This is a genomic window from bacterium (assembly GCA_040753555.1).
GTDB lineage: Bacteria > UBA9089 > UBA9088 > UBA9088 > UBA9088 > JBFLYE01.
Map to the genome: position 1 here is coordinate 1 of JBFMDZ010000105.1, position 7,415 is coordinate 7,415.

At 33.7% G+C, this 7,415-nt stretch carries 6 protein-coding genes; all 6 read right to left on the bottom strand.

Features of this window, described 5'->3' with window-relative positions; genetic code table 11:
• Positions 1–262: 262 nt before the first annotated feature.
• The 6 genes from recG to AB1630_08645 all read right to left on the bottom strand — a co-directional run bounded on the left by recG (position 263) and on the right by AB1630_08645 (position 7,301).
• A complete protein-coding gene (gene recG / locus AB1630_08620; GenBank protein ID MEW6103855.1) occupies positions 263–2,332 on the bottom strand; it encodes an ATP-dependent DNA helicase RecG in 2,070 nt (689 codons plus the stop codon).
• Positions 2,322–2,852, bottom strand: coding sequence for a dTDP-4-dehydrorhamnose 3,5-epimerase (gene rfbC, locus AB1630_08625; GenBank protein ID MEW6103856.1), 531 nt, complete (start codon positions 2,850–2,852; stop codon positions 2,322–2,324). The genes recG and rfbC overlap by 11 nt, the downstream gene beginning before the upstream one ends.
• Positions 2,849–4,471 (bottom strand): glycosyltransferase family 39 protein, encoded by a 1,623-nt coding sequence (locus AB1630_08630; GenBank protein ID MEW6103857.1) that lies wholly within the window; start codon positions 4,469–4,471, stop codon positions 2,849–2,851. The genes rfbC and AB1630_08630 overlap by 4 nt, the downstream gene beginning before the upstream one ends.
• On the bottom strand, positions 4,464–5,201 hold the full coding sequence (locus AB1630_08635; protein MEW6103858.1) for a dolichyl-phosphate beta-glucosyltransferase: 738 nt from the start codon (positions 5,199–5,201) through the stop codon (positions 4,464–4,466). The genes AB1630_08630 and AB1630_08635 overlap by 8 nt, the downstream gene beginning before the upstream one ends.
• Positions 5,198–6,484, bottom strand: coding sequence for a UDP-glucose/GDP-mannose dehydrogenase family protein (locus tag AB1630_08640; GenBank protein MEW6103859.1), 1,287 nt, complete (start codon positions 6,482–6,484; stop codon positions 5,198–5,200). The genes AB1630_08635 and AB1630_08640 overlap by 4 nt, the downstream gene beginning before the upstream one ends.
• Positions 6,485–6,605: 121 nt before the next feature.
• On the bottom strand, positions 6,606–7,301 hold the full coding sequence (locus AB1630_08645) for a glycosyltransferase family 2 protein (protein ID MEW6103860.1): 696 nt from the start codon (positions 7,299–7,301) through the stop codon (positions 6,606–6,608).
• Between the last annotated feature and the right edge of the window lie 114 nt (positions 7,302–7,415).

Below are 7,415 nucleotides of genomic sequence, written 5' to 3' on the forward strand. Positions count from 1 at the left end.
TAAAGGAGGCATTTAACATTTCTTCCTTTGAATTTACAAGGGATAGGAAGCTATGTAGTATATAATGAAAATTTCTCCCTTGAAAAATCAGGGGTAGACACAAGGCTTCCGTGAAGTTGGGGTAAAGTTCATTTTGCATTTTGAGTTTTGCATTGCTAATTTTTAATTGAATTTCTTTCCTTTAATAATTTGCGTTACAATGCACTACAAGCTTTCTGCTGGAAAATTCTCTGACACAAAGGCTATGGTGATTGAAAAATAGCTACCTCACCATTCCAATAGAGAGGTTTTTGAAGGTTTTTAAAAGAATTTCCCTTAATGCAGGGTTTTCTTGCAACAATGGGTCTTTTGAAAGATATTGTAGCCCAGCATCCTTTGCCTTTATTAAAACATGCTCATCCCTTATTGGGTCTGCAAGTTTGAATTCCGATATTCCATGTTGCCTTTCACCAAATAGCTCTCCAGAACCCCTTAGCCTTAAATCATACTCTGATAGCTTAAATCCATCCTGAATTCTTACAAATACCTTAAGCCTCTCTACTGCCTCCTTATCTTCATCATCACACATTTCATCTTGTCTTATAATATTTGCTATTCTTTCCTTTGCTATGACAATGCAATAGGAATCATAAGCTCCCCTTCCAATCCTGCCCCTTAATTGATGGAGCTGGGATAAGCCAAACCTTTCGCCATCCTCTATTACCATAATGGTTGCATTAGAGACATCAATGCCAACCTCAATTACTGTTGTTGCAACAAGGATCTGGATATTGCCATTTGCAAATCCTCTCATTACCTCCTCCTTCTCATCGGGCTTTAATTGCCCATGAAGAAGACCCAATATAAAATCCTTAAAGATTAAAGAGAGCTTCTTAAAATGTAGCTTACAGGATTTATATGAGACATATTCTGACTCCTCTATCAATGGATAGACAATATATGCCTGTCTTCCTTCTCTTATTTTTTCCTTTATAAATTCGTATATCTTAAAAAGGTCATTGTTTGACCTTATGGTTGTAATTATTCTTCCTCTATTCTTTGGCATCTCATCAAGGCAGGATATATCCATATCACCATAAAGGCTTAAGGCAATGGTTCTTGGGATGGGTGTTGCGGTCATCACCAAAAGGTCGCACCAATTTTTAGATATTTCAAATGCCTTTTCCATCAATGCCTGCCTTTGACAGACGCCAAATCTATGTTGTTCATCAATGATGCAAAGGGCTAAATTCTTAAATTTTACATCCCCCTGGATTAAGGAATGCGTGCCAATTATAATCTTTATTTCACCATTTTCAATTTTTTTCTTTGTCTCTTGTTGCTCCTTCTGAGCTAAGCCGCTCCTTAATATTCCAACCCCAATTTCCTCTGGAATTAGCCTCTTTACAGTAAGGTAGTGCTGGTCAGCCAGAATCTCTGTAGGTGCCATTATGGCAACCTGAAAGCCAGAGCAAGCAACCCTATATGCGGCAGACAAGCAAACAGCTGTCTTTCCTGATCCAACATCGCCATGTAAAAGCCTGTTCATCGGATGTGGGAATGACAGGTCTTTATCTATTTCTGAAATTGCCCTTTTTTGGGCATTTGTCAATTCAAATGGGAATTTAAGCGACTTTTCTATTTTTTTATATACAAAACCCCTTGGAATTAAATCTATTCTTCTTTTGTTTATCAAAAGCCCAAGCTGAAGGAGGAATAGCTCATTGAATGAAAGCCTATTTCTTGCATTCTTATAATCCTGCCAGGTATTTGGAAAATGGATATTCAAGATTGCCTCTTTTTGTGGAATAAAGCCGAATTGCCTTGCTATTTCAAAAGGGTCAGGGATTTTATCTTTATATATATCCAAAATCTTCCTTGTAATTCTTCTAAATAGCCTTTGCCCAAGCCTTCCCCAAGAAGCAGAAAGCCTGTATAATGGAACAATTCCAGATTTTTCGGAATCCTTATCCATTATCTCATATTCAAAGTTTGAAAATTGGAAAAATCCCCTAAATTTCTTTGCATATCCACTTACAATTATTTTTGTCCCCAAAGGAAGGAATTTTTCCCTAAAATTTCCAAAGAAAAGCAAAAAACAGGAGCCGCTTCCATCAGACAGACAAACCCTCTTTATCCTTGAATGCAAAAGATGCCTTGTAACCTTGGCAATAATTGTCTCCCTTCCTTTTCCATTTAATTGCGAAATCTTTGTTATTTTGCTTCTATCCTGGTATGTTCTCGGGTAGTATTCCAAAAGATTGGATACAGAATAAATCCCAAGCTCTTCAAAGAGGCTTGCAATCTTTGGGCCTATGCCATGTATGGATGAGAGGGAATTATCAAGCTCCATACAAAGGATAGCCTTTATCCCTTTCGCTTATCACACTAGGTGGAAAGGGCCATTTAATCTTAAAAGCTGGGTCATCCCACCTTACACCCCTTTGGTATTCAGAATAATAAAATTCTGACATTTGGTATAAGACAATTGTATCATCCTTTAGGGTTTGAAATCCGTGGGCAAACCATTTAGGGATATAGAGCATTTTATAATTTTCATCTGAAAGCAAAATGGAAAACCATTGGCAATATGTAGGGGAATCTTTTCTTAAATCAACAATAACATCAAATATTTCTCCCTTTATGCAGCTTACAATCTTTACCTCTTGATATGGAGCATTCTGGTAATGCATCCCCCTAATTGTCCCTTTCCTTTTGTTATAGGATATGCTTTGCTGAGCTATATTGGGATTAAGCCCTTTGTTTTTAAACTCATTTTTGCAAAATGTCCTTGCAAAAAATCCCCTTTCATCAAAAGCAGGCTCTATCTCTATAATATAAGCACCACTTAAAGGTATTTCTATAAACTTCATTCATTCTTTTTGAATATAAATATCTTTGGATAGAGATATAAATAGTCACCTGAAGGATTTTCATTGAAGGGAATATTAAAGAATCTTGGGGGATTAGAAAATTCTTTTTCTATTTTAAAGCCTTTATTTTTAATATCATTTAATAGAGAAAAAGCCCGAGAGCGACACTGTATATCGCTTAAAACAAAATATTGAGGGCTTTGTTTTTCAATTTCTACTCTGTTTTTAGCAATACATAGATTGTATCTATATTGATTTATCGGAGGTGTTTCAAATTGATAGGGATCTATCTCTACGCCAATCTTTGTCCCTTTGGGTATATTTGCCAAAATCCATTTTCCTGCGATTGTTCTTACATTTTCTCTTACAAAAATTCTGATATAACCAAGGGTAAAAATGAATGTGGCAACTAAAACAAAAAATACTACTATATTCTTTAAATATTTATTAAAAGAAATATCTAATGACCTTGATGCAAAGATGCTTAAGAAAGGAGCAATTACAAGCATATATCTATCAAGTCTTTGAGAACAAAGACTAAAAAATAGGATTGATATAACTATCCAAGATATCATCAAAACCTCTTGTTTCCTTATTTTCCAAAAACAAAGAATTAAACCGAAAAAAGAGAGGCATAAGAGGGGCCAGCCTATTCCATGGTATAAAGCCCTTAAATAATATAGGATTCCAGAAAATATATTTCCTTTACCCTTAACGCCTTTAATACAAGAAATAACCTCATAATAAGAGATAAAACAATAAAAAGAGGTAGCACTAAAAGAAATTAAGGCAAAAACATAGCTTAAAATAACCTTTTTAGAAAATAGGCATCCTAATGTTTTTTCTTTTAAAAAATGGGAAAGATGAATAATTAGAATTACCAATATTCCTGTATATTTAGCACTACCAGCAAGGCCTGCAAAGATTCCTCCTAGTATATACCATTTGTTAGTATTGGATTCTAATATTTTTAATGAGATAAAAAAGGTTAGAGCAATAAAGAAAAGGCTTATAATATCTGTGCTAATATAATGGCTATTTATTACAAAAAAAGGGGTTATAGCAAGAAATAGGCTAGAAACCAATCCCCTTTTTTCTCCATATAATTTTTTTGCAATTAAAAATACAAACAAAACAGTAAGAACACCAAATACCACAGAAACCATTCTTCCTGTAATATAGAATTTAGCCATTTCTTCAGGATGAAGATAAAAGAAAAGTAAATCATAGCTCAATTTTATATAACCTACAAGATAAGCAATACCTAAAAAGGCTATTAAAAACCAAAAATAAAGGCATCCATACCAAAAATAATGGGGATTAAAATCAAATTTTTTTGGATTCATATTACTTACAGATTGAATAAATTGAGATTCGTCAGGATGATAAGACCTAATAGGATTAAATTTTGACCCCTTTAATTTTCCTTCATATAATGTTTGTGATTTTACTACTTTTTCTTCTGTAACACCCTCCAAAGACTTTTTAATCTCACATTCATTTTCAAAATAGAGCTTGTTGCGAACAATGCTTGGAACCCCCCAATTTATACCAGTAAAATTAAGTAAAAAAGAAAAGAAAAGAATAAAAATAAGGCAAATAGTATTTTTTCTATTCACTTTTATATAAACCTATTATCTCATTCAACCTTATTTGAATTAATTCTGTAAATGAACGAATGGAATCCAATAGGAGATTTACCTTAGTTGTTTTAGCATTAATCCATCTTACAGGCACCTCTTTCATTTTATATTTGAATTTTTTTGTAAGGAAAATTATCTCTACATCAAACCCCCATCTTTTAAGCCTTCCTTTTCCATAAAGATGATGGGCAACGTTCCCCCTATATCCTTTAAATCCACAATTAAAATCAGAAACCTCTTTAATAATTAACAAGTGGGCAAAAAAATAGAATACACTACCCATAAATTCTCTCCACCACGGTTGATGAACCTCTATAAAGGAATCCTTTAATTTCCTTGAACCAATTGCTATATCATAATCTTTTTCAAGAAAAGCAAGGATTTTATCTATCTCTTCAAATGGCGTTGAAAGATCACAATCAGTAAAAAGAACATATTTACCTCTTGTAGCAAGAATCCCCCTTTTTAAACTATATCCCTTGCCTTGATTAAGTTCATTTTTTAAAAGCTTAATCTTTGAATTTCCTTTTGATATTTCCTCTATAATGCCAGGGGTTTTATCTAAACTTCCATCATCTACTACAATAATCTCATATGTATATTTCTTGCCATCCAAATATTTAATAATTGTATCAAGGGTCTTTTCAATTTTATCCCCTTCATTATATACAGGAATTACTACACTTAAATAAATCTCCTCGTTCATCTTCCCATCCCTTTATACTCAAAACCTAAAGCTTGTGCCCTCTCTTTATCAAGGATATTCCTTCCATCAATAATAATAGGATGTTTTAGTAAACCCTTTATTTTTTCAAGGTCTATATTTTTTATCTCCTCCCATTCAGTTAAAATAAGAAGGCAATCAGATTTTTCTGCTGCACTATAAGGGCTTTCAACATAAATGACCTCCTTTGGAAGAATGCTTTTTGCCTTATTGGAAGCCTTTGGGTCATAGGCAACAATGGTTGCTCCCTCTTTTATAAGGGTTGTAATAATTTCAATAGATGGCGCATTCCTCATATCATCTGTATTTGGTTTAAAGGAAAGGCCTAAAACACCTATCCTTTTTTCCTTAATAACCCACAATGCTTCCCTTATTTTTGAAAGAAACCTTTTTCTTTGAAGGTCATTTATCTCTCTTGTCTCCTTTAAAAGCTTAAAATCATAGCCATACCTTTCTGCAATCCGAATAAAACCAGATACATCCTTTGGAAAACAAGAGCCTCCATACCCTATCCCAGCATTTAAAAAATCCTTTCCAATCCTTAAATCAAACCCCATTCCCTCTGTTACTTTGTTTATATCAGCACCTGCTGCATCGCATATAATAGAAAGTGCATTCGCAAAGGAAATCTTGCAAGATAAAAAAGAATTTGCAGAATGCTTGATTAGCTCTGCGCTTCTAATGTCCGTGGTTATTATCTTTGCATTGAGTGGACTATAAAGCTCCTTCATTATCTTAATTGCTCTATGGCTTGAGGCACCAATTACAATTCTATCTGGATGCATAAAGTCATAAATAGCAGAGCCTTCTCTTAAAAATTCGGGGTTTGAGACGACATCAAAGTCTACCTTATGGATATTGTTTAACCTTATTGTCCTTTCAACACGCTCTCCTGTCTCAATTGGAACTGTGCTTTTATCAACAATTATACGATATTCCTCCATATTATAAGCAATCTCCCTTGAGACCTTTTCAATATATGTAAGGTCAACATCGCCATCTGGAAGGGAAGGGGTTGGAACGCATATAAAGATTATCTCTCCTTTATCCACTCCCTCCTTTATGCTTGTTGTAAAGGAAAGCCTCTCCTTATTTTTCTTTATTATTTCTTCTAAAGAAGGCTCATAGAAGGGAACAATCTCATCTTTAAGAGAAGCAATCTTTTCTTCATTATTGTCTACGCATAAGCAATCGTTTCCAAGAGAGGCTAGGCAGGCACCTGTTACAAGCCCAACATAACCGGTTCCAATAATTGATACTTTCATTGTATGTGTTTAGATGTTTTAATATCAAAAGACAGAGGACAGACAACAGAAGAAAGAAAACAGAAGACAAAAATTCTCACTTCTCGCTTCTTACTTTTTTCATTGCTTTCCTTAAGATTAGCTAAATACATACTTTTATCTTTATTATCCAATAAAGACCTTTAAAAAGATCATACCATTTAATCTTTTTGCCCTCTTTATATGTCCTTCCATAATATGAGGTAGGAGATTCTATAACCTTTGGATTATGAAGCTTAAGTATCTTGGAAAGAAGCTCTCCCTCTACCTCAAAACCCTTAGATTCAATAGTAATGCCTTCTAAAAGCTCCTTTTTAAAAATCTTATGACAACAATAAATATCAGTAAAAATACAATCATATAATATATTTAATGTATTTGTCAATAGCTTATTGGCAATCTTATTGAGATAATATGAAACCCTTTGAGGTTTTCCTCCCAAGAATCTACTTCCAATAACCAAGTCCGCCCTTCCTTTTTTTATTATATTATACATTTCTAATAAATCTAGTGGGTCATACTCTAAGTCTGCATCATGTATGGCAATCAAATCACCCTTGGTAACTTTAAATCCCGATTGCAAGGCAGAGCCTTTTCCCTTATTCTTTTCATGATTTATTATAATCAGGCGGTCTTGGAGCTTTGGATTGTTTTTGTATTCCTCCAATATCTCTTTTGTATTATCTGTTGAGCCATCATTAACCACAATAATTTCAAAGAATTCTTCAATATCAGCCACTTGCTTCAATGTTTCTGGCAAAAACTTTGCCTCATTATATGATGGAATTATAACCTGCATTCAACAGCAAAATTCATAACATATTGATATTATTACACTTAATTTTTGAGATTGTCACTACATATTGATTGATTTCTCTATTTCACTTCCCTAATTATCCTGGGTGGAGATTTT

Coding starts and splice junctions, on each gene's coding strand:
- rfbC (MEW6103856.1), bottom strand. CDS start 2,852: ATGAAGTTTATAGAAATACCTTTAAGTGGTGCTTATATTATAGAGATA.
- recG (MEW6103855.1), bottom strand. CDS start 2,332: ATGGAGCTTGATAATTCCCTCTCATCCATACATGGCATAGGCCCAAAG.
- AB1630_08640 (MEW6103859.1), bottom strand. CDS start 6,484: ATGAAAGTATCAATTATTGGAACCGGTTATGTTGGGCTTGTAACAGGT.
- AB1630_08635 (MEW6103858.1), bottom strand. CDS start 5,201: ATGAACGAGGAGATTTATTTAAGTGTAGTAATTCCTGTATATAATGAA.
- AB1630_08645 (MEW6103860.1), bottom strand. CDS start 7,301: ATGCAGGTTATAATTCCATCATATAATGAGGCAAAGTTTTTGCCAGAA.